Source organism: Rhizobium sp. PDO1-076 (genome assembly GCF_000247475.1).
In the GTDB taxonomy this organism is placed as follows: domain Bacteria; phylum Pseudomonadota; class Alphaproteobacteria; order Rhizobiales; family Rhizobiaceae; genus Allorhizobium.
Window position 1 is genome coordinate 1 of record NZ_AHZC01000440.1, and the last position, 17,534, is coordinate 17,534.

21 protein-coding genes and 1 pseudogene are annotated in these 17,534 nt (G+C 60.5%); 17 read left to right on the forward strand and 5 right to left on the reverse strand.

The window, feature by feature from the left end:
- Both PDO_RS26050 and PDO_RS26055 read right to left on the reverse strand, forming a co-directional pair.
- On the reverse strand, positions 1–2,281 hold a 2,281-nt coding region (locus tag PDO_RS26050), incomplete at its 3' end, for a methyl-accepting chemotaxis protein (RefSeq protein WP_007608815.1).
- Between the two features lie 180 nt (positions 2,282–2,461).
- A complete protein-coding gene (locus PDO_RS26055; RefSeq protein WP_007608817.1) occupies positions 2,462–3,460 on the reverse strand; it encodes an LLM class flavin-dependent oxidoreductase in 999 nt (332 codons plus the stop codon).
- A gap of 153 nt (positions 3,461–3,613) precedes the next feature.
- Here PDO_RS26055 and ruvC point away from each other — a divergent pair, with 153 nt between their 5' ends.
- The 10 genes from ruvC to PDO_RS26105 all read left to right on the forward strand — a co-directional run bounded on the left by ruvC (position 3,614) and on the right by PDO_RS26105 (position 8,830).
- On the forward strand, positions 3,614–4,126 hold the full coding sequence (ruvC, locus tag PDO_RS26060; RefSeq protein ID WP_007608819.1) for a crossover junction endodeoxyribonuclease RuvC: 513 nt from the start codon (positions 3,614–3,616) through the stop codon (positions 4,124–4,126).
- Between the two features lie 55 nt (positions 4,127–4,181).
- On the forward strand, positions 4,182–4,430 hold the full coding sequence (locus tag PDO_RS26065; RefSeq protein WP_007608821.1) for an AbrB/MazE/SpoVT family DNA-binding domain-containing protein: 249 nt from the start codon (positions 4,182–4,184) through the stop codon (positions 4,428–4,430).
- Positions 4,431–4,433: 3 nt separating this feature from the next.
- Positions 4,434–4,850, forward strand: coding sequence for a type II toxin-antitoxin system VapC family toxin (locus tag PDO_RS26070; RefSeq protein WP_007608823.1), 417 nt, complete (start codon positions 4,434–4,436; stop codon positions 4,848–4,850).
- Between the two features lie 23 nt (positions 4,851–4,873).
- Positions 4,874–5,491, forward strand: coding sequence for a Holliday junction branch migration protein RuvA (gene ruvA / locus PDO_RS26075; protein WP_007608825.1), 618 nt, complete (start codon positions 4,874–4,876; stop codon positions 5,489–5,491).
- 61 nt (positions 5,492–5,552) lie between these two features.
- Entirely contained in the window at positions 5,553–5,831 is a 279-nt protein-coding gene (locus PDO_RS26080) for an AbrB/MazE/SpoVT family DNA-binding domain-containing protein (protein WP_007608829.1), read from the forward strand.
- The gene (locus PDO_RS26085) at positions 5,828–6,235 is read left to right on the forward strand and encodes a PIN domain-containing protein (protein WP_007608831.1); all 408 of its coding nucleotides are present in this window, start codon (positions 5,828–5,830) and stop codon (positions 6,233–6,235) included. The genes PDO_RS26080 and PDO_RS26085 overlap by 4 nt, the downstream gene beginning before the upstream one ends.
- Positions 6,232–7,272, forward strand: coding sequence for a Holliday junction branch migration DNA helicase RuvB (ruvB, locus tag PDO_RS26090; RefSeq protein ID WP_007608838.1), 1,041 nt, complete (start codon positions 6,232–6,234; stop codon positions 7,270–7,272). Before PDO_RS26085 ends, ruvB begins: the two co-directional genes overlap by 4 nt.
- A 31-nt stretch (positions 7,273–7,303) precedes the next feature.
- A complete protein-coding gene (locus PDO_RS26095) occupies positions 7,304–7,810 on the forward strand; it encodes an NUDIX hydrolase (protein WP_007608839.1) in 507 nt (168 codons plus the stop codon).
- Positions 7,807–8,364, forward strand: a complete 558-nt coding sequence (locus PDO_RS26100) for a DinB family protein (protein ID WP_007608841.1) — start codon at positions 7,807–7,809, stop codon at positions 8,362–8,364. The genes PDO_RS26095 and PDO_RS26100 overlap by 4 nt, the downstream gene beginning before the upstream one ends.
- Before the next feature lie 130 nt (positions 8,365–8,494).
- Positions 8,495–8,830, forward strand: coding sequence for an RcnB family protein (locus tag PDO_RS26105; RefSeq protein ID WP_007608843.1), 336 nt, complete (start codon positions 8,495–8,497; stop codon positions 8,828–8,830).
- Between the two features lie 49 nt (positions 8,831–8,879).
- Here PDO_RS26105 and PDO_RS26110 read toward each other — a convergent pair whose 3' ends face one another.
- The 3 genes from PDO_RS26110 to PDO_RS26120 are packed head-to-tail and all read right to left on the reverse strand — an operon-like array spanning position 8,880 to position 11,839.
- Positions 8,880–9,767: an NAD-dependent epimerase/dehydratase family protein gene (locus PDO_RS26110; RefSeq protein WP_007608846.1), complete on the reverse strand. Its 888-nt coding sequence runs from the start codon at positions 9,765–9,767 to the stop codon at positions 8,880–8,882.
- Positions 9,764–10,603: a glycosyltransferase gene (locus PDO_RS26115; protein ID WP_007608848.1), complete on the reverse strand. Its 840-nt coding sequence runs from the start codon at positions 10,601–10,603 to the stop codon at positions 9,764–9,766. Before PDO_RS26115 ends, PDO_RS26110 begins: the two co-directional genes overlap by 4 nt.
- A gap of 15 nt (positions 10,604–10,618) precedes the next feature.
- Positions 10,619–11,839: an NAD-dependent epimerase/dehydratase family protein gene (locus PDO_RS26120; protein WP_007608850.1), complete on the reverse strand. Its 1,221-nt coding sequence runs from the start codon at positions 11,837–11,839 to the stop codon at positions 10,619–10,621.
- A gap of 123 nt (positions 11,840–11,962) precedes the next feature.
- On the opposite strand from PDO_RS26120, the gene ybgC reads away from it, so the two are divergent.
- The 7 genes and pseudogenes from ybgC to PDO_RS26155 form a co-directional block, all read left to right on the forward strand.
- Positions 11,963–12,427, forward strand: a complete 465-nt coding sequence (gene ybgC / locus PDO_RS26125; protein WP_007608851.1) for a tol-pal system-associated acyl-CoA thioesterase — start codon at positions 11,963–11,965, stop codon at positions 12,425–12,427.
- A gap of 210 nt (positions 12,428–12,637) precedes the next feature.
- On the forward strand, positions 12,638–13,357 hold the full coding sequence (gene tolQ / locus PDO_RS26130; RefSeq protein ID WP_037075638.1) for a protein TolQ: 720 nt from the start codon (positions 12,638–12,640) through the stop codon (positions 13,355–13,357).
- A 24-nt stretch (positions 13,358–13,381) separates the two neighbouring features.
- Complete coding sequence (gene tolR / locus PDO_RS26135) at positions 13,382–13,834, forward strand: protein TolR (RefSeq protein WP_007608853.1); 453 nt, start codon at positions 13,382–13,384, stop codon at positions 13,832–13,834.
- 9 nt (positions 13,835–13,843) lie between these two features.
- Positions 13,844–14,848, forward strand: coding sequence for a cell envelope integrity protein TolA (locus PDO_RS26140; RefSeq protein ID WP_007608854.1), 1,005 nt, complete (start codon positions 13,844–13,846; stop codon positions 14,846–14,848).
- Positions 14,849–14,869: 21 nt separating this feature from the next.
- Positions 14,870–16,177 (forward strand): Tol-Pal system beta propeller repeat protein TolB, encoded by a 1,308-nt coding sequence (tolB, locus tag PDO_RS26145; RefSeq protein ID WP_007608855.1) that lies wholly within the window; start codon positions 14,870–14,872, stop codon positions 16,175–16,177.
- A 153-nt stretch (positions 16,178–16,330) separates the two neighbouring features.
- On the forward strand, positions 16,331–16,870 hold the full coding sequence (gene pal / locus PDO_RS26150; RefSeq protein WP_007608857.1) for a peptidoglycan-associated lipoprotein Pal: 540 nt from the start codon (positions 16,331–16,333) through the stop codon (positions 16,868–16,870).
- 158 nt (positions 16,871–17,028) lie between these two features.
- A pseudogene (locus PDO_RS26155) lies at positions 17,029–17,534 on the forward strand (tol-pal system protein YbgF); the annotation flags it as partial.

A 17,534-nucleotide genomic window follows, 5' to 3' on the forward strand; every position in this document is an offset into this window, starting at 1 on the left:
ACTCATGCAATACCGCAGCANCGTGATGCGACGCATAGCCGAGAGTGAACTGGCCCAGGCGCTGATCCATTTCCGTGGCCTCGCTGGCGAGCTTGTGAATGGCGGCCGTCGTTTCCTCGACCATGGCCGCGTTCTGCTGGGTCATGACGTCTAGCTGGTTGACCGAACCGTTGATATCGCCGAGCGTCTGCGCTTCCTCGCGGGTCGATTCCATGATTTCGCTGATCCGGCCGTTGATTGCCAGAACATGCGACCCGATGCCGTCGAGTGCCGCCCCTGCCCGCTCGACCAGCTTGACGCCCTGGTCGACCTCCGTCGTCGACTTGGCCAGCAGGCTGGCGATCTGCTTGGCGGCATTCGACGAGCGCTGCGCCAGCTCACGGACTTCCTGCGCCACGACAGCAAAGCCCTTGCCGCTTTCCCCAGCACGTGCCGCCTCGACGCCGGCATTCAGCGCCAGAAGGTTGGTCTGGAAGGCAATCTCGTCGATGACGCCGATGATGTTGTTGATTTCCTGCGACGAGCCCTGGATCGCCTCCATCGCCGCGATCGTGTCGCGCATGATCGTGCCCGAGGTCTCGGTGTCGTCCTTCGCGGCCCGGGCGATCTTGTTGGCGTCTTCGGCACGGGAAATCTGCACCTTCACCGCACCGGTGATCTCCTTGATGGCGTTGGCGGCCTGGGAGATCGCGACTGCCTGGCGTTCAGTACGCTCGGCCAGCTGATCGGCGCCGGAGCGCATTTCCTGCGAACCTTCGCGCACGGCAACCGAATTACCGCCAATGCCACTGAGCGTATTGCTCAGCGTCAGGATCGCCTTGTTGAAATTGCTTCTGAGGCTTTCAAGCTCGGCCGGGAACCGCTGTTCGATCTGGAAGGCGAGATCGCCCCCGGCAAGCCGGTCGAGGCTCTCGTCCAGCGTCTGCACGACGGCCTGCAGCGATTGCGCCTCGCTATCGCGCTCCGCCATGCGCTGGCGACGCTCCTGATCGACACGTTCACGTTCCTCGCGACGCTCTGCGGACTGCCGCTGCTGTTCTATCAGGCCCTGGCGGAACCGTTCCAGCGCACGCGCCATGCTGCCGATTTCATCGCCACGATCCTGGTTTGCAACCGGCTCGTCGATCTTGCCATCGGCAACAGCGCCGGTGAATGCGGCAAGCCGCTTGAGCGGCGCAAACAGCCGGTTGGTCAGGACACCGGTGGCTGCGGCCAGAAGCACCAGCGCGACCAGCCCCGTTATGGTCAGGATGGTTGCGATTTCCAGCGAACCGGCATCGATTTCAGCCAGGGTCATGCTCTCCGTCACAATGAAATCCTGCCCCGCGAACGACACCTTGCGGCCATAGGCCTGCGCCGCACCATCGGCACGATTGATCGTCTGGACCGTGATGCCGTCGGATGCGGTGCTGAAATCGGCCTTGATGTCGGTCAACTGGCCAGACGGCGACAGGCCGATGCCTGTACCATCCGAAGACAGGATCGAGGCCTGTTGGCTGCTGCCGGCGGCGATACCCTTGCTCAGGAGATTGACCAGCGCGTCCGACTTGACGGCAAACAGGATCGAGCCCTTGTAGGCACCAAGCTTGACGATCGGAACGGCGAAATAGATGTCCGGTGAAGCGGCATCGGCACCGACGCTCAAACCGGAAAAGCTGACCGCCGCGACATCGTCTACGGCCTTGGCAGCCGCTTCGACGCTGCGCGCATAGGCCTTTCCGGCCCCCGCTTCGGCCAAAGCGCCCTTGGTGGCATTTTCGGCAAAGGCCGGACCCTTCTGGTAGCTGTAGACGATATTGCCGTTCTGATCGGCGATCAGCATGTCGTCAAAGCTGGTCTGCGCCAGATAGCCGCCGACCTGCGCCTGGGTCGTTTCATGCGTCGAATAGTAAAAGCCGCTCGGACCTTCCGGCTTCAGCAGCTTTTCGCGCTCTGCGGCCGGGTTGGGGTTTTCCGTCACGAACACGCGTTGCAGTTCAGCCTTGGCATCACCGGAGTTCTTGGTGATCGTGTTCCAGCCGCTCTTCAATCCGGTCAGCGACTGTTGCAGCGTCTCGATCTTGGCGATCGACGCTGCCTGGTTCTGCAACTCGTTCAACTGCTGCACCAGCATGTCGCCGCGGAAGGTCAATGTGCTCGCCATCGCCCTTTCGGTCTGTGCCTGGAAGACGCTGTTCGACGTCCGATAGGCAAAGATATTCAGCAAGGCGATGGTGACAAACGTCAAGACGAGAAAGATGGCAATGACTTTGAACGACAGCGAATTGAAACGAGCAGCCATGGTTGATCCCACTGGACATGCCGCAGAACGCGAGGCGACTGCTGCATCTCTCTAGAGAAAAAAACGATCGCATCGCCGACGACGACGGACCTCTCCTCTGTTGCTGGCAGCATTCACTTCGAATTTTTAATCAGGCGTTAAAACGCTGGTGCAGAAACGGGCTTTTTGACGATAAAGCCGCTAGGCCGCTTGAAATATGCTGTTGCGCACCTCGGCAAACAGTTCGACCGACCGCAACCGCGCCGAAATGTCATGGATCGGCATCGATATGATCAATTCGTCAGCGCCGACTTCGGACAGGAAATCATCCAGTTTGCCACGCGCTGTCTGCGGCGAACCGACAATCGCATAACGTAAGGTATGCTCGACTGTAATCTGCTCCATGTCGGTCCAGTACCCCTCCATCGTCATCGGTCGCGGAAATGGCCGACGGATGTTCCGTCGCAGGTTGACGAACTGCTGCTGCGCCGAGGTGAACAGGTGCTGTGCCGTTTCATCGTCTTCCGCGATCGCACCCATCACGCCGGCAATCACATAGGGCTTTTGCAGCGACGCAGAGGGCTGGAACCGCTCGCGGTAGATGTGAACAGCGTCGATAAGCTGGTCGGGCGCAAAATGCGAGGCGAAGGCATACGGCAATCCGAGGGCCGCCGCGAGATGCGCGCTGTAAAGGCTGGAGCCGAGGATCCACAAGGGTACATGGCTGCGCATGCCAGGCACCGCGAGCAAGTCATGCTCTTCTGCTGGCTCTCCCAGCAAGCGCTGCAACTCGATGATATCATGCGGGAAGCTTTCGGTGCCGGCCTCGAGGTTGCGACGCAAGGCCCTTGCAGTGCGCATGTCGGTTCCCGGCGCACGACCAAGCCCGAGATCAACGCGGCCGGGGAAAAGCGCCTCCAGCGTGCCGAACTGTTCCGCAATCACTAATGGCGAGTGATTGGGCAACATGATGCCGCCGGAACCGATGCGGATCGTCCTTGTCGCGGCGCCGACATGGGCGATCACGATCGAGGTCGCCGCACTGGCAATACCCGGCATGCCATGATGCTCGGCAAGCCAGAACCGCAGATATCCATTGGCCTCGGCCGCCTGGGCCATCTGGCGCGACGCATCAAGCGCCTCGGACACCGAATGGCCTTCCGCGATCGGCGAGAGGTCGAGAATGGAGAAAGGGATCATGCCGCATATCCTGAATTGACGCTGTTTAACCAATGTAGGCACGATCGCTTCACGCCCCAAGGCTGGATCGTAATAAAACACAACAAACCCCGATGTTTTTGTTTTGTTCACATTTCACTGGCACAGATGCAGCCATTCGCACTAGGGTTTCTCATGACCAGCACGATTCGCATCATCGGCATAGATCCGGGCCTCCGCCGCTGTGGCTGGGGCGTCATCGAGACGCTGGGAAATTCGCTGCGCTTCGTCGCCTCCGGCACCGTGACCTCCGATGGCGACATGGATCTTGCCTCGCGTCTGTGCCAGTTGCATGACGGCCTGGCCGAAGTCGTGCATGCCTATCAGCCGCACGAGGCGGCCGTCGAGCAGACCTTCGTCAACAAGGATGCGGTGGCGACCCTGAAGCTCGGGCAGGCCCGCGGCATCGCCATGCTCGTCCCCGCCCGAGCCGGCCTGCCGGTTGCAGAATACGCCCCCAACGCAGTCAAGAAGGCGGTCATCGGGGTCGGTCACGGCGACAAGAAACAGATCCACATGATGCTGAAAATCCTGATGCCCAAGGCAGAATTCAAGGGCAATGACGCCGCCGATGCGCTGGCCATCGCCATCTGCCACGCCCACAATCGCGGCGGCGAACGCATGCGCAAGGTCCTGGCCAACGCCTGATTTGTTCTTGACTTGTTCTCGGCGAGGCTTTAAGTAATACCGCAGAGGTATTACAATGCGCGTCACTGAAAAAGGCCAGGTTACCATTCCTAAAAATGTTCGGTCCAATCTGGGTATTCAGGCTGGCAGCGAGGTCGAGTTCGAGCTTCGCGGCGACGAAGCCGTGTTGCGCCTGATCGAGCCTTCTGTGGACGCCAGCCAACGCGAAGCACGAGAACTCTTGCAGCACTTGCGACGACATCAGGGATCCATGTCCCTCGGCGAGCTCAGCGGCGACGAATTTTACCGGCTGTTGCGAGATTGATCGATGCAAACCCTTGTCGATACGAACGTCCTGATTGACGTCTTCCATACACCGAGTGCCTTTACAGATTGGTCCACCATGCAATTGCTTGCCGCGAAAGCGCAAGGATCTCTGCTGGTCAATCCATTGATCTATGCCGAGATGGCTGCCGGCTATGCAAGGCAAGACGACCTCGACGCCGCACTTTCACCTGGGCTGTTTGCTCGCGAGGAACTCCCATGGGAGGCTGCTTTTGCGGCGGGGCATGCGTTCCTGCAGTATCGCCGGTCCGGTGGCGAACGACGGTCACCGCTTCCCGACTTCTACATCGGCGCGCATGCCATGGTGAAGGGCTATCGGCTACTCAGCCGCGATGCCGCCAGATATCGCGGTTATTTTCCCTTGCTCCCCCTTATTTCGCCCGAAACCCATCCCCTTTAATCAGCATTGCGCGGACACAATTCATGATCGGCAAACTCAAAGGCACCATCGATGAAATCGGCGACGACCATGTGCTCGTCGACGTACATGGCGTCTGCTACGTCGCCCATTGCTCGTCGCGCACCCTGGGGCGGCTCGGCTCGCCCGGCGAAGCGGTGGTACTGTTCATCGAGACCTATGTCCGTGAGGACCAGTTGAAACTGTTCGGCTTCATGAATGCGCTAGAACGCGAGTGGTTCAATCTGCTGCAGTCCGTTCAGGGCGTCGGCGCCAAGGTGGCACTGGCCGTGCTCTCCACCCTGACGCCGGGCGAACTGGCCAATGCCATTGCCTTGCAGGACAAGACATCGGTGTCGCGCGCGCCGGGCGTCGGCCCAAAGGTCGCAGTCCGCATCGTCACCGAACTGAAAAACAAGGCCCCGGCCTTCGCCGGCGAAGCCGCCGCCAATATCGGCCTGAAGCAGGAACTGGGCGAAGGCGTGGCATCTGCACCGGTGGCCGACGCCGTCTCGGCGCTTACCAATCTCGGTTATTCCCGCGACCAGGCGGCCAATGCCGTGGCTGCCGCCTTGAAGAACGGTGGCGAGGGCGCCGACAGCGCCAAGCTGATCCGGCTGGGCTTGAAGGAATTGTCGCGATAGCCGATTGCATAGATTGCGCCGCCTTACTATTCTATTTTTGTAAGGCGAAAAGGAGCGTGAAATGGGTTCGAACATAACAATTACGTCGAAGGGCCAGTTGACGATCCCGAAGGACCTCCGCGAGCAATTGAACGTGCAGCCCGGAGACAAGTGCTATGCTTGGGTGCGCAACGGCCAATTGGTAATCATCCCGCGCAACAAGTCGGTTCGCGATCTCGCCGCCATACTTGGCAAGCCCCCGGCTGGGGCCTTGTTGCCGGACGAAGAAATTGACGACGCGATCATGGACGCCGCCGTCGAGCGTTTTGAAAAAGCCATCACGCGAAGCAAACACGGATGAGCCAACGCCTTGGCATAGATACCAACGTCCTGTTGCGGCTCGCTATCCCGGACGATGTCGAGCAGGTTGACGCAGTCACAAGACTGCTGGATCGACTGGCGCCTGACGATACCCTGTTCGTCAATCTCTCGGTTATTCTGGAGGTCAATTGGGTCCTGAAGCGCAAGTATCGCTATCCGAAGGAACGGATTCTCGATTTCCTGCAATCCGTGCTGGAGCGACGTGAATTTGAAATTGCAGCGTATGAAGCGGTCGGCAATGCCGTGCATTTCTGCAGGATGTTCAATGTGGATTTTGCCGACGCCCTGCTGAGCGAAATGAACCGGCTCGACGGTTGCAGCAGAACAATGACCTTCGACAAACGCGCCGCCGACCGCGTGCCCGGAATGGAACTTCTCGCATGACCACAAACAACCCCATCCTGGCCCCGGAAAAACGCGGCGAAGACATCGACACGGCACTGCGTCCGCAGTCGCTCGACGAATTCACCGGCCAGGCAGAAGCGCGGGCCAACCTGAAGATCTTCATCGAGGCGGCGAAGAACCGCGGCGAAGCGCTCGACCATGTGCTCTTCGTCGGACCGCCCGGCCTCGGCAAGACGACGCTGGCGCAGATCATGGCGAAGGAACTCGGCGTCAACTTCCGCTCGACCTCCGGTCCTGTCATCGCTAAGGCCGGCGACCTTGCCGCCCTTCTCACCAATCTCGAAGAGCGCGACGTTCTGTTCATTGACGAGATTCATCGCCTGAGCCCGGCTGTCGAGGAAATCCTCTATCCGGCCATGGAGGACTTCCAGCTCGACCTGATCATCGGTGAAGGCCCGGCCGCCCGCTCGGTTAAGATCGACCTGTCGAAGTTCACGCTCGTCGCCGCCACCACTCGCCTCGGCCTGCTGACCACGCCGCTGCGCGACCGTTTCGGCATTCCCGTCCGCCTCGCCTTCTATACCGTCGAGGAACTGGAACTGATCGTCCGCCGTGGTGCAAGGCTCATGGGCCTCGGCATGACCGATGACGGCGCCCGCGAGATCGCACGACGCGCCCGCGGTACGCCGCGCATCGCCGGCCGCCTTTTGCGCCGCGTGCGCGACTTTGCCGAAGTCGCCCGCGCCGAGGCCGTCAACCGCGAGATCGCTGATGAAGCGCTGACCCGCCTGCTTGTCGACAATATGGGGCTGGACCAGCTCGACAAACGTTATCTCAACATGATCGCAGTGAATTTTGGCGGCGGACCGGTCGGCATCGAGACGATTGCCGCCGGCCTTTCCGAGCCCAGAGACGCGATCGAGGACATCATCGAGCCCTATATGATCCAGCAGGGTTTCATCCAGCGCACACCGCGCGGCCGCGTCCTGACCGCCAATGCCTGGAAACATCTCGGCATGCAGCCTCCGAAGGATCTTGAAGCCGCCCAATTCCGCCTGACACTCGAAGACGAATAGACGCGCGCCGGCATCCCCACGGAGGGCCTTGATGGACAACCGCATCCGCATCAAGAAGAAGGACGGTCGCCTGTTCCAAATGCGCATTGCCGGGCTGGCATTTCGCGATGGTTATGTCCTGGTACACCGCGCCACCCACGAGGCCTTCTGGACCTTTCCCGGCGGCCGCGCCGAAATCGGAGAGACCTCGCAGCAGACCCTCGTTCGTGAGATGATGGAGGAACTCGGCGTCGTGGCTACGGTTGGCCCCCTGCTCTGGACCGTCGAGAATTTCTTCTTTTATGAAGGTCGCCACTGCCATGAATTCGGCATGTATTATCGCATGCAACTGCCCAACAGCTTCCCTTTTCACCCAACGGACATCATCCACCGCGTCCGAGACGGCTCAAGCGATCTGGAGTTTAAATGGGCGGAGGCGACGAAAGCCGGGCTGACCCTGCTGGATATCCCGCCGTATTTCATTGCGGAACATATTGAAATATTACCGGAGACCCCGCAGCACATCGTCTGGCATGATGGAGATCTTGACACCAAATGACCGACCCTTCCCGCGTCTTTCGCAAGCTTGCCCTCAACAATGCCATGGCAAACTGGCGGCTCCATGCCGCTCTCGTCGGACTGAAGCCGGGCGAATTCGAAAGCCCGCGCATCGGTTTCTTTCCATCGCTGAAGACAACCCTGAACCACATCCTGATTGTCGACTGGTTCTATGTCGATGCACTCGAAGGCGGCACGCTTGGCCCGAAAGCCTGGGAAAACGAGCAGCCGTTCGACAATCCCTTGGCCCTCTACGGCGCACAGCTCGATGTCGACCGGCGACTGATCGATCTTTGCACCACTATTGGCGCCTTCGAACTCACCCGCGTCATTGCGATCCACCGCGGCAGCCGCGTCCAATATGACCGCATGGATGACGTGCTCAGCCACCTGTTCCAGCACCAGACCCACCATCGTGGGCAGGTGCATGCAATGCTCGCCGGCACCAGCGTCAAGCCACCGCAGCTGGATGAATTCATCACCGGCGATGATGCCGACAACCGTCTGGATGCGATGAAGGCGCTCGGTCTCAGCGAAGATGACGTGATGCTCTGAGCGACGGGCGCATTCACCTCGATGCCCTTTCCAAACATTACAAAACCGTAACCAAGCTTATGATTTTATTCATTTTTCATTCATCCCACAGGCATTAAACCTCGCTGCATCAGCAACGAGGAAGCAAGTTATGAAGAAAGCAATTCTCATCACGATCGCCACGGTTATGTTGGCAGCACCGATGGCCCAGGCCCAGTCCTACCGCCACGACGATCGCGCCCCAGGGCAGCACAGGGTCACCAAGGAGATCCACAAGAAGGAAATCCACAAGAAGGTCGTGATCAAGAAGCGCTGGAGAAAAGGCGAGCGCATGAATGACTGGCAGAGACGCGCGGCCATCCGCGACTACAAGCGCTACGGCCTGCGCCAGCCGGGTCGCGATCAGCGCTGGGTCAGGGTCGACAACGACTACGTCTTGATCAGCGTTGCCTCCGGCCTGATTGCCGGCATCATCGCCGCGCAATAGAGATCCATCCTGGCGCATCCCTCCCGCACATTGGCGCAGGGATGCGCCCTCACATCCAGTGGGCCGCAAGCCGCCGCACAGTCTCTTCCATCCGCACCTTTCCGCCAGGCTTCCATCCCAGTGCCCGCATTCGATCGGTCGGCATGCGCGCAACAGTCGCCTTCTCCGCAGGAGGTGGCAAGGCATGGCCGGTGCCGGTCACCGCTTGCACCCAGTGCAGGATTTCGTGGCGATCCGTCACGACATCGGACAGGTTGAACACCTGCCCCCTGACCTCCACGACGTCCACCTCCAGCATCCGCCGCACCGCATCCGCAACGTCACTGCCGTGAACCTCAGACCCGGCGCGGGTCTCGATCGCACGGCCGGCCAGATAGTCGGCAAACAGGCCGTCCCACTTATTCGGTCGCAGATGGCCATAGACGCCGGTGACACGCAGGCTGACGCCGCAGAGTTCCGCCGTGGACAGTGCGTGTAGCGCCTGCTCTGCCTTCAATTTGACCTGCCCGTAAAGTGTGATCGGACGGACGTCGGCATCCTCCGAGAGCTCGCTGCCATCCGGCAAACCATCGTAGACGGCGCGGCTTGACAGAAAGACGCAGCGTCGCACGCCTGCCTGCCTGGCGCTTTCGAACAGGCTGACTGTGCCATCCAGGTTGCGTCGGACAAAGCCATCCGCATCGGCACCTTCGCCTCCGCGATACAGGCCGGGAAGGTGATCGAAGGCCGCGTGAACGAAGTGATCGAAGCCTTCGAACAGACCGGGCTGGCCGGCGCCGGGCTCCAGCGACAGCGGCATGAAATCGACATCAGACGCAAACAGGTCGCATGCCGGCGCGGTTCGCCCACCGATCGTGACGGCATAGCCAGCAGACAGCAGACCTTCGACCAGATAGCGGCCGACAAGCCCGGTGCCGCCCGAAACCAGAACTTTCATCGGTCATCGCTGGGGTTGGCGAGACTATCGATATCCGGGATCGTATCGCCTTGGTAAAACGCATGCCAGAGATCGATCAGCGGCTTCAGTTGACTAGCCTTGGGATGACCGGTCTCCCAGGGCTTTTCATATTGGTAGTGCAGAACGCCGATCTGCCGCCAATCCCATAGTGCCGGCATGTTGAACCACACATATTGCAGCATGTTCATCGTTACCGGCAGGCCATGCCAATCCGGAAAGAAGGTCTGCAGGAATGTCTGGTCCGTGCGCGGCCAGAACGCGTCGAGCCTGTCGAGCCGCGCCAGCATCCTGGCAAAGGTCTCCCGCGACGGCTTTGCAACGAAAACGCCGGAATTGAGCCGATGGAAATCGGACAGGCTCTCGTAGACATTCGGCGCTGCGGAAAACTCTGGATAGTCGAACAGCTTGTCGATATTGCGCAGGACCAGTGCATCGGCGTCGATGAAGACACAGGTCTCGTATTCTGTCAGCTCCCAGAGCCGCAGCTTGCAGAAATTGTCGAGCGGCGAATGAAAAGTCGGCTTGCGCCCCTTGGTGAACGGGGCTGCCTGATGCACGGCACCACGCCCGTGCCTCGCGTTGAAGGCATCCGACAGCGGCAGCGGATCGACCTCGACCAGCCAGCAGCCCATGTCGGCCAATGGCGCCAGTACCTCTTGCTCTACCTGTTCCGTATGCAGCACGATGATTTCGGCTGATGTTTTCGTCCGTCGGATAGAACGTGCCAGCGCCAGCGCGCCCATGGCGTAGTCGCCATTGGTCACCAGCGTCACAAAAGCCTGCCGCGTCAGCGCGGGCACCAGTGCTTCGACCACCGTATGTCCTGTTGTCTAAGAAACCGACCTGAGCATCTTGCCCTCGGGGTCGCGGTTGAGCGTCCGGGCAATGTCGCGGGTCCAGGCGGAAACGGCCGGAACCCTTGACCGATCGACACGATAAGCGAACTTTTTCGCCACGTCGACAATCTCCGAAAGCAGCCCGTTTTCCAGGGTTGTCGGCGAAAGACCATGCCCGAGGAACTTCTCGTTGCGAACGATCAGATCGTTTTCCGGCGCTTCTTTGCGCGGGTTGGGCAGCCAGGCTATCCGCGCGCCGGTCATGCGCGAAATCATCTCCGCGAGATCTCGGACACGATGGGTTTCCGTCATCTGGTTGAAGATCTCCACCCTCGCCCCGCGCACCGGCGGATTGTTGAGCGCGATCTCGATGCAACGGACTGAATCCTGGATATGGATGAAGGCGCGCGTCTGCCCACCCGTGCCGTGCACCGTCAGCGGATAATCGATCGCCGCCTGGATCAGGAAGCGGTTGAGCACAGTTCCGTAGTCGCCGTCGTAGTCGAACCGGTTGACCAGTTGCGGATGCAGACGCGTCTGCGCCGTATGGGTGCCCCAGACGATGCCCTGGTGCAGATCGGTCACCCGCAAACCATCGTTCTTCGCATAAAACTGGAACAGCAGCTGATCGAGGCATTTGGTCATGTGATAGATCGAGCCGGGATTGGCCGGATAGAGAATTTCCTGGCTGGCGGTATTGCCGTCGACCGTCTCGATGCCGACCGGCAGATAGCCTTCGGGAATGGCAGCGCCCACCGTCGAATAGCCATAGACACCCATCGTGCCGAGATGCACCAGATGCGCATCCAAGCCGATCTCCACCAACGCATTTAAGAGGTTATGCGTCGCCGATACGTTGTTGTTGACGGTGTAGTTCTTGTGCCGGTCGCTCTTCATTGAATAGGGCGCAGCGCGCTGCTCGGCAAAATGAATGATCGCATCCGGGCGGTGCTCCGCCAGCCATGCCTTCAGAAGGTCGTAGTCGCGGGCCAGATCGATCAGATGGAAATGGATGCGACGGCCGGTCTCGGCATGCCAGATGCGAGTGCGTTCCTGGATGCTGTCCATCGGCGTCAGCGACTGAACGCCAAGCTCGGTGTCGATCCAGCGTCGCGACAGATTGTCGAGGATATGGACATCGTGGCCCGCATCGGACAAATGAAGCGCAGTAGGCCAACCGACAAACCCGTCACCGCCCATGATTGCGATTTTCATGATGGATCTCCTTCAAGGTTCAGCCCGGCCCCTTCATAGGGCTCCATTGTGACAGCACTACAATGACCGGCAGACAGCCACGTTCCATCAACCGCCCAAGTTTTCGATTCCAGGAGTAAGCCCATGACGACACAGGCAATTTCGATCAGTGGCGAATTGGTGGACAACGGCCATCGGTTGACCCAGCGCGTCTACTATGAAGACACCGATTTCTCCGGCTTGGTTTACCACGCCCGCTATCTGCATTTCCTCGAGCGCGGACGGACCGACTACCTGCGGTGCCTCGGCGTCGAGCAGAGCGCGCTGATCGGCATGGACGAGGAAGGCCTGGTCTTTGTCGTCCACCGCATGGAGATCGACTTCAAGGCGCCGGCCCGCATGGACGACGTGCTGATGATCGCGACGAACACCCTCAAGGCAGGCGGCGCAAAGATGATCCTGGAACAGGAAATCCGTCGCGACGAGCAATTGCTGATTGCCGCCAAGGTCGTTATCGCCGTCGTCAACCGCAACGGCCGGCCGCGTCGTTTGCCGGAAGACCTGGCCCGCCAGTTCCTTGGCGAAGACGTCCAAGAAACCCCGAAGTAACGCCTTCTTAACCATAATGATGTCTTACTCTGGCACGGAATATTTGTGCATCGCACGCCTTCCTTTGACCAAATTTCGCGCTCAGAAGGCAATCTGGGAGCTTGAAGCGGGGTAAGGCGTTCAGCGATGGCGACCGCAAACTTCCACTAGCACGGCTTTTTCACCGCCCGGTCCACCACCGGGCGTTTGGATTTCGGGGATTTGAAGGCGATGGAACAAGTTGGAATGGCAGCAGCGACCCATGACGTGAGCATCTGGGCTCTGTTCATGCAGGCGGGCCTGATCGTCAAGCTGGTCATGCTCGGCCTGATTGCGGCATCGGTCTGGACCTGGGCGATCGTCATCGACAAATATCTGAGCTATGCCCGCGCCCGCCGCCAGTTCGACCAGTTCGAACAGGTCTTCTGGTCGGGCCAGTCGCTCGAAGAACTCTACCGCACGCTTGCCGAGCGCAACAACACCGGCCTTGCCGCCATGTTCGTTGCCGCCATGCGCGAATGGAAGAAGAGTTTCGAGCGCGGCGCCCGTTCCCCGATCGGCCTGCAGATGCGTATCGACCGCGCCATGGATGTGACCATGGCCCGCGAGAGCGAAACGCTCGAAGGCCGCCTTTCGTCACTCGCCACCATCGGTTCCGCCGCGCCGTTTATCGGCCTGTTCGGCACAGTCATCGGCATCATGACCTCGTTCCAGGCGATCGCCGGTTCGAAGAATACCAGCCTCGCCGTTGTCGCTCCCGGTATCGCCGAAGCGCTGCTCGCCACCGCCATCGGCCTTGTCGCCGCTATCCCGGCGGTCATCGCCTACAACAAATTCTCCGGAGAATCCGGCAAGCTGACCGCCCGTATGGAAGGTTTTGCCGACGAATTCTCCGCCATCCTGTCGCGCCAGATCGACGAAAAGCTGCAGCCTCGCCAGGCCGCACAGTAAGATATCGACGAACGGAGACGCATCATGGGTATGTCAGTTGGATCAGGAGGCGGCGGCGGTGGCCGTCGTGGACGCCGCGGCAACAAGCGCGCACTGGTCAGCGAGATCAACGTCACGCCGATGGTCGACGTCATGCTCGTGCTCTTGATCATTTTCATGGTTGCCGCCCCGATGATGACCGTCGGCGTGCCGATCGACCTGCCGCAGACCCAGGCACAGGCGATGAACACCGACACCCAGCCGATTACCGTTTCGGTCAATGGCAAAGGCGAAATCTATCTGCAGGAATCGGTAATCCCGATCGAGGAAGTCGTGCCGAAGCTCGAGGCGATTGCCAAGACCGGTTACAAGGAACGTATCTTTGTGCGTGCAGACACGACGGCTGCCTACGGCACCGTCATGCAGGTGATGGCGCGGATTTCGACGGCCGGCTTCACCAATATCGGTCTTGTGACCTTGCAGGAACAGCAGAACTGATCGGACGTCATGAAGGGCAGCCTCTTCACATCCACGTTTCTGCACGGACTGGCGCTCGCCGCAGCGCTGGTGACCCTTGGCTCGCCCGAAAAACTCGAGGTGATGAACATGGAGTCGCTCCCGGTCGACATCGTGCCGATCGAGGAATTCACCCAGATCCAGCAGGGCGACAAGAAGGCGCCGCTCGCCGAGAAGTCGGCACCGGTGCCGACCAAGAAGCCGCCGATCGCAGAACCGGCTGAAAATCTCGGCGACAACCAGGTCGACCTGAAATCGCCGCCGACCCCGTCGCAGCGCCCGGTCGAACAGGAAGTGGCCGCGGCGCCTGAAAAGGTCGAGACCCCCGCCCCCGTTGAGGACACCAAGCCCAACGAGGTCAAGGAAGTGGTGAAGGAAGAAACCGCCCCGCCGCCGCAGCCGGAAGAAACCAAGGCCGAAGAGATCCCGCTGCCCGAACAGGCACCGGTCCCGGCAGCGCGTCCGAAGATCGAGACGGCCAAGCCGGTCGAAAAGAAGCCGCCACCGAAGACCGAAGCCAAGAAAGATACCAAGGCCCAGGAAACGGCAAAGTCGAAGCCGCAGATGGAAAGCGACTTCAATGCCGACGAAGTGGCAGCCCTTCTGAACAAGACGGATGCCGCCGGCGGTGGCGCCAAACGCTCGACTGAAAAGGCAGCGCTCGGTGGCAAGACCAATACCGGTGGCTCGAAGCTCAGCCAGAGCGAGATGGATGCGCTGCGTGGCGCGATCCAGAACAACTGGCTGATCACGCCTGGCATGGCCGACGCCCAGGATGTCCGTATCCAGGTCAGATTCCAGCTGGACCAGGACGGCAACCTGGTCGGCAATCCGGAAGCAACGGCGACCGGCGGTTCCGAAACAGCCCAACGCGTTCTGATGAGCGGCGCCGTTCGCGCCGTGCGCAAGTCCGCCCCCTTCACCAATCTGCCCAGGGACAAATTTGACGCCTGGTCCGAAGTCATCGTCAATTTCGACCCCAGCGAACTGATGTAAGAGCTGAAAGGCTTGGATAGAATGAAAAAATTCCACCTCCTCCGTCTTCTGATGGTTGTCGCCAGCATGGCAGGCGCCATCGCCGCCCCGGCGAACGCCACCGTCGAAATCAACATCAACCGAGGCAATGTCTCGCCGCTGCCGATCGCGATTACCGATTTCGTCTCCACCGACGGCATTGGCGCCAAGATCGCAGCCGTGGTCGAAGCCGACCTTAAGCGTTCCGGTCTGTTTGCTCCGGTCGGCCGTGCAGCCTTCATCGAGAAGATTTCCAATCCTGACCAGCCGCCGCGCTTTGAAGACTGGAAGGTCATCAACGCCGAGGCTCTGGTCGTCGGCCGCATCAGCAAGGAGGCCGATGGTCGCCTGCGCGCCGAGTTCCGCCTGTGGGACACCTTTGCCGGCCAGCAGATGACCGGCCAGCAGTTTTTCACCCAGCCGGAAAACTGGCGCCGGGTCGCCCATATCATTGCCGATGCGATCTATGAGCGCATCACCGGTGAAAAGGGCTATTTCGACACCCGTATCGTCTTCGTCTCCGAAAGCGGCCCCAAGACCGACCGCAAGCGCCAGCTGGCGATCATGGACCAGGACGGCGAGAACGTCCGCATGCTGACCGGTTCCAAGGACATCGTCCTCACCCCGCGCTTCTCGCCGAGCCGCCAGGAAGTCACCTACATGTCGTTCGAAGGCGACCAGCCGCGCGTCTATCTGCTCCAGTTGGAGACAGGCCAGCGCGAAGTGGTCGGCAATTTCCCCGGCATGACGTTTTCGCCCCGCTTCTCGCCGGATGGCCAGCGTGTCATCATGAGCCTGCAGCAAGACGGCAACGCCAATATCTACACGATGGACCTGCGCTCGCGCACCACGACCCGTCTGACCTCGACCGCCGCCATCGACACGTCGCCTTCCTATTCCCCCGACGGCGCCCGCATCGCCTTTGAAAGCGACCGTGGCGGCCGCCAGCAGCTTTACGTGATGAATGCCGATGGCTCAGGCCAGCAGCGCATCTCGTTCGGTGACGGTTCCTACTCCACGCCGGTCTGGTCGCCGCGCGGCGATCTGATCGCCTTCACCAAGCAGTCGGGCGGCAAGTTCTCGATCGGTGTGATGAAGACCGACGGGTCGGGCGAGCGCATCCTGACCACCGGTTTCCACAACGAAGGCCCGACCTGGGCTCCGAACGGCCGCGTCCTGATGTTCTTCCGTCAGAACTCCGGTGCCGGCGGCCCTGCCCTCTATTCGATCGACCTGTCGGGCTACAATGAGCAGCAGGTCAAGACACCGGCCTTCGGCTCCGACCCGGCCTGGTCGCCGCTCCTCGAATAGGGCGCATTTGCGCCTCCTTCCTGCCGTAAAGCGCTGCAATCCGGCGCTTTACGGACCATATTAAACGGTTCGTTAACCATGATTATTGAAAGCCGGTTAACCTAGATTGGTTATCGTCCGGCAACCCTAACAGAGAATTCAAGGAGACCGGCGATGAGCCGCATTCATTCCCCGGCGAAGAGCCGCCTGCAGCAACTCGCAACCAACCCGGCCATCGTCGCTTTGGCGATGACCCTGGCTTTGGCAGGCTGCGCCAACAAGAAGAACCTGCCCAACAGCGCCGGTGATCTCGGCCTCGGCGCAAACGGCGCCGGTGCATCGACCCCGGGCTCGACCCAGGACTTCACCGTCAACGTCGGCGACCGCATCTTCTTCGACACCGACTCGACCTCGATCCGCGCCGATGCCCAGCAGACGCTCGATCGTCAGGCTCAGTGGCTGGCCAAGTATCCGCAGTATGCCATCACGATCGAAGGCCATGCCGACGAACGCGGCACCCGCGAATACAACCTAGCGCTTGGCGCCCGCCGTGCCGCCTCGACCCGCGACTATCTCGCATCGCGCGGCATCCCGGCCCAGCGCATGAAGACCATCTCCTACGGCAAGGAACGTCCGGTTGCCGTCTGCGACGATATCTCGTGCTGGTCGCAGAACCGTCGCGCCGTGACCGTTCTCGGCGGCGCCGGCATGTAGTCGAGGCTCAGCGCTCCAACGACATTGTGAAGGCGGCCTCGGCCGCCTTTACTTTTCTCCTTACTTTGGCCGAACTTGGTTGCTTTTTGCAGGCAATTGGAAAAATCTCCTGTGAGCGCCTGTTCGGCGCAACCCATCGCGAAAACAGGATAAGGAACATGAACAAACTTGTGATGGCCGCATTGCTTGCGACGGCCACGCTGACCGGGATCCATGGAAGCGCAAGCGCCTTCCAGCTGCCGGGCTTTTCGCTCGTCCAGCCCAAGGTGTCCAAGACTGCCGAACCCGAGGCACGCGTTCATCTTGCGCAGTCCAGCGATCCGTCCGTGCGCGTCCAGCAGCTTGAGGAAGAGATCCGCTCGCTCAACGGTCGCATCGAGGAGATGAGCTTCCAGCTTCTGCAGATGCAGGAAACCATCCGCAAAGCCCAGGAAGACAACGAGTTCCGCTTCCAGGATCTCGAAAACGGCGGCACCAAGAAAAGCGGTTCGCTTGAGCGCCCTGTCGATGGCGGCAATGGAAGCGATTCCGTTGCCGAAATCATCACCCAGACCCCGGATGTCGGCGCCACCGCCGACTCCTCCGGCCTTGGCCAGCCGGAACAGCAGCTCGGCTCGATCGACCTCGACGCCAACGGCCTGCCTGTTGATACAACGGTCAACCA

Bases quoted from the DNA above. Each gene is read 5' to 3' on its own strand.
- PDO_RS26105 (WP_007608843.1), top strand. From the start codon at position 8,495: ATGAAGAAAGCAATTCTCATCACGATCGCCACGGTTATGTTGGCAGCA.
- tolB (WP_007608855.1), top strand. From the start codon at position 14,870: ATGAAAAAATTCCACCTCCTCCGTCTTCTGATGGTTGTCGCCAGCATG.
- PDO_RS26085 (WP_007608831.1), top strand. From the start codon at position 5,828: ATGAGCCAACGCCTTGGCATAGATACCAACGTCCTGTTGCGGCTCGCT.
- PDO_RS26070 (WP_007608823.1), top strand. From the start codon at position 4,434: ATGCAAACCCTTGTCGATACGAACGTCCTGATTGACGTCTTCCATACA.
- PDO_RS26120 (WP_007608850.1), bottom strand. From the start codon at position 11,839: ATGAAAATCGCAATCATGGGCGGTGACGGGTTTGTCGGTTGGCCTACT.
- PDO_RS26065 (WP_007608821.1), top strand. From the start codon at position 4,182: ATGCGCGTCACTGAAAAAGGCCAGGTTACCATTCCTAAAAATGTTCGG.
- PDO_RS26140 (WP_007608854.1), top strand. From the start codon at position 13,844: ATGAAGGGCAGCCTCTTCACATCCACGTTTCTGCACGGACTGGCGCTC.
- pal (WP_007608857.1), top strand. From the start codon at position 16,331: ATGAGCCGCATTCATTCCCCGGCGAAGAGCCGCCTGCAGCAACTCGCA.
- PDO_RS26095 (WP_007608839.1), top strand. From the start codon at position 7,304: ATGGACAACCGCATCCGCATCAAGAAGAAGGACGGTCGCCTGTTCCAA.
- ruvA (WP_007608825.1), top strand. From the start codon at position 4,874: ATGATCGGCAAACTCAAAGGCACCATCGATGAAATCGGCGACGACCAT.
- ruvC (WP_007608819.1), top strand. From the start codon at position 3,614: ATGACCAGCACGATTCGCATCATCGGCATAGATCCGGGCCTCCGCCGC.
- tolQ (WP_037075638.1), top strand. From the start codon at position 12,638: ATGGAACAAGTTGGAATGGCAGCAGCGACCCATGACGTGAGCATCTGG.
- ybgC (WP_007608851.1), top strand. From the start codon at position 11,963: ATGACGACACAGGCAATTTCGATCAGTGGCGAATTGGTGGACAACGGC.
- PDO_RS26055 (WP_007608817.1), bottom strand. From the start codon at position 3,460: ATGATCCCTTTCTCCATTCTCGACCTCTCGCCGATCGCGGAAGGCCAT.
- PDO_RS26080 (WP_007608829.1), top strand. From the start codon at position 5,553: ATGGGTTCGAACATAACAATTACGTCGAAGGGCCAGTTGACGATCCCG.
- tolR (WP_007608853.1), top strand. From the start codon at position 13,382: ATGGGTATGTCAGTTGGATCAGGAGGCGGCGGCGGTGGCCGTCGTGGA.
- ruvB (WP_007608838.1), top strand. From the start codon at position 6,232: ATGACCACAAACAACCCCATCCTGGCCCCGGAAAAACGCGGCGAAGAC.
- PDO_RS26110 (WP_007608846.1), bottom strand. From the start codon at position 9,767: ATGAAAGTTCTGGTTTCGGGCGGCACCGGGCTTGTCGGCCGCTATCTG.
- PDO_RS26100 (WP_007608841.1), top strand. From the start codon at position 7,807: ATGACCGACCCTTCCCGCGTCTTTCGCAAGCTTGCCCTCAACAATGCC.